The 2,478-nt window shown below is 42.4% G+C and carries 3 protein-coding genes; 1 reads left to right on the top strand and 2 read right to left on the bottom strand.

Features of this window, described 5'->3' with window-relative positions; translation table 11 throughout:
• On the top strand, positions 1-192 hold a 192-nt coding region (locus RMO52_RS15235), incomplete at its 5' end, for a helix-turn-helix transcriptional regulator (RefSeq protein ID WP_310415755.1).
• Between the two features lie 69 nt (positions 193-261).
• On the opposite strand, the gene RMO52_RS15230 is transcribed toward RMO52_RS15235, so the two are convergent.
• Positions 262-1,227 (bottom strand): PIN domain-containing protein, encoded by a 966-nt coding sequence (locus RMO52_RS15230; RefSeq protein ID WP_310415753.1) that lies wholly within the window; start codon positions 1,225-1,227, stop codon positions 262-264.
• 186 nt (positions 1,228-1,413) lie between these two features.
• The gene (locus RMO52_RS15225) at positions 1,414-2,334 is read right to left on the bottom strand and encodes a hypothetical protein (protein ID WP_310415751.1); all 921 of its coding nucleotides are present in this window, start codon (positions 2,332-2,334) and stop codon (positions 1,414-1,416) included.
• Between the last annotated feature and the right edge of the window lie 144 nt (positions 2,335-2,478).

Raw genomic sequence — 2,478 nt, 5'->3', positions numbered from 1 at the left:
ATTTTTCACACAGACAAATTGACGCAGCGTGAATTGCAAATTGTCAGACTGGTGGCTTTGGGGCGCACGAATGCCGAAATCGGTCAGGAGTTATGGATTACCGAAAATTCGGTTAAGCAAGCTTTGAAGCGGATGTTTCGCAAGCTAGAGGTATCATCTCGTGCTGAGATGGTGGCACAACTTGCGAGTTGAGATTCAACTCCTCAGAACGAGGATGCAGTCTCGATCGACAATCTTGAAGAACGTTGCAAGATCGCCTAACTAAGTTGGCGATTTATTACCTAACAACTCTTCGATCGCGGCTAAGGTAGCGGCGTCTAAATACTGTTTGTTATTGATGACTACCGATGATAGAAAACCGCTGACTAGCTCGTCTTCTAGCGACCATACGACATGCCGATTGGCAATTGCTGCGGCGACGATCGTATTGACTTGAGCGGCTGAAAATTCGGAGTAATAACTGAGTTTCTCGATCGCGGCTTGAGTATTAGCGATCGAATGACTGTTTACTAAATCTCTAATTAAGAATTCTTTATCGCGAACGGTAGCTAGCGTAATTTCGGGGAATTGTTCTTTACAGAAACTAGCTAATCGCTTATAAAAATAAATTTTTGTCTGCTTTCTATTATACCATTCAGCAAGCAAGAAGTCACTAAAGTCATCGTCATTTAGAGCAGAACAATAGTCTTTATCGCCAGTAATAAAATATAGATCTTCGCCTTCTGGTACTTCGTCGAGCAAGCACTCCCAGTTAATCGCATCACCTAATGAATTGTTCTTGCCCGGTGGATTACCAATGCTCATTCGCAGTCGCGCTCGATCGATTGTTGCTAGCGTCGGGACGAACTTTTTACCCAAACTAAATAAAGACTGAATAATTCGATCGGCTGTGAGTGTTTTGGTTTTAATATCTGCAAGAATCTTCTTGGTTAGCGAGACATGCGCTTGTTCGTAATGTTTGAGTGCGTCCCTAAGCAATTCAATTTCAGGATAATCTTCACACAGTTGCGGAAATTGCGGATTGAAAGTTTGAGTACGGAGTGATTTGATCGCACCATCGATCCGTTGTTCGCGGTTGCGATTGAACTCGTCAACAATTTGGTCTGTTAATAATAAGGTAATCTGTTGATTATCGATCGCTTCAATCAGCTTATGCAGTTGGGCTAAGTCTTCTTGATTGAGTGCATAAAAAGATAGCAGAATATTAGTATCGATAAAAAGCTGCATATCTCAAGGTGGTGAATGGTAAATAGTCAGTGTAAATATTTGAGGCAACCCCACAGGCGATCGCAGTGCCGACAGTAGCGATCGATCTGTCTGCATTATAGCAAAATCCCGATTCAGTGCCCCTCAGTCGGGCGAGGAATTATGGCAACGATCGGGTAAGACTGAGGGCTGGCAACTACAAGCTAGTTACTTAAACAGTTCGATATCTATAGCTTTAACTTTTTTGACGCCTCTGGGAGGTGTAAATTCAAAGGTTCGCTTAGATATTTTCACTTGCGGCTTACGACTAATGATTTGCTCAGATAGACTAATATTCATGCCATCAACTTTACCATTAAATTCAATTCTTTGAACTGTGGCTGTTTGGGGCTGAACTAGCACATCAAATATAAATCCTTCAGCCTTGAAGTTGTATGAATAGTTGTAAAAATCTTGTCCATCAACTTGCCGCTGCGATCCGACTAAATCTTTATACTGCGATGGTGGAATCGATTTAATAATATCACGATCGGTTCCTAATACGGACAACATTTCTTGTCGATCTGCTGCTGATATTGTCAAAAACATAGATGAAGATATGCCAGTCCACAACCAATCAGCACCCGATCTAAAGGCATCAAAAGTAGTCTTGGCATATTGACGGCGATCTGGTCGATAAATCCAGACATCTCGACCGTTAGAAACAATTGTATAGGTAGCCTTTGGGGTCGATCCAACTGGGGTAAATACTAATTGAGTTTGGAACTTATTGCCAATTTGTGCAATCGTTTTCACTTGGGCTGACATCTCGATCTTGACGCCTTGCTGCTCACCTCGAATTATCATCTGAGAATTAGTTTCAGTGCGGTCGCTCTGCCAAAACACACCCACAGCTTTACTGAGTAAAGTCAAATCTGGGGTAGTTGCACTTGGAGCCTCTGGTACTTGAGTAGGAGTTGTAATCGTCGAATTTGATGGCGTTGCATCCGGGGTTTTTGATGGCTGGGTTTGAGTAGGGATTGTCGATTTTGGTGGTGGTGCCACCTCGGGTAAGACTTGTGATTGGCTGACACTTGTTAACCCAATCAGTACGGAACTAAAAATTGCTCCTAGTAGTAATTTAGACATCTATATTTCGGGGGAAGGGTAAAGGGGAAAGGGTAAGAGGTAAGAGGTAAGAGGTAAGAGGTAAGAGGTAAGAGGTAAAAGTTAGGAGGTAAAAGGTAGGAGGTAAAAGGTAGGAGGTGAATCCTTATCTTTGTATATTTGTAT

Source organism: Chamaesiphon sp. OTE_8_metabat_110, from assembly GCF_031382685.1.
Classification (GTDB): Bacteria; Cyanobacteriota; Cyanobacteriia; order Cyanobacteriales; family Chamaesiphonaceae; genus Chamaesiphon.
Note: the sequence above shows the minus strand (reverse complement) of the source record. Positions and strands in the feature narration are given on the sequence as shown.

Excerpts from the sequence above, each read along its gene's own strand:
- RMO52_RS15230 (WP_310415753.1), bottom strand. The coding sequence starts at position 1,227 with ATGCAGCTTTTTATCGATACTAATATTCTGCTATCTTTTTATGCACTC.
- RMO52_RS15225 (WP_310415751.1), bottom strand. The coding sequence starts at position 2,334 with ATGTCTAAATTACTACTAGGAGCAATTTTTAGTTCCGTACTGATTGGG.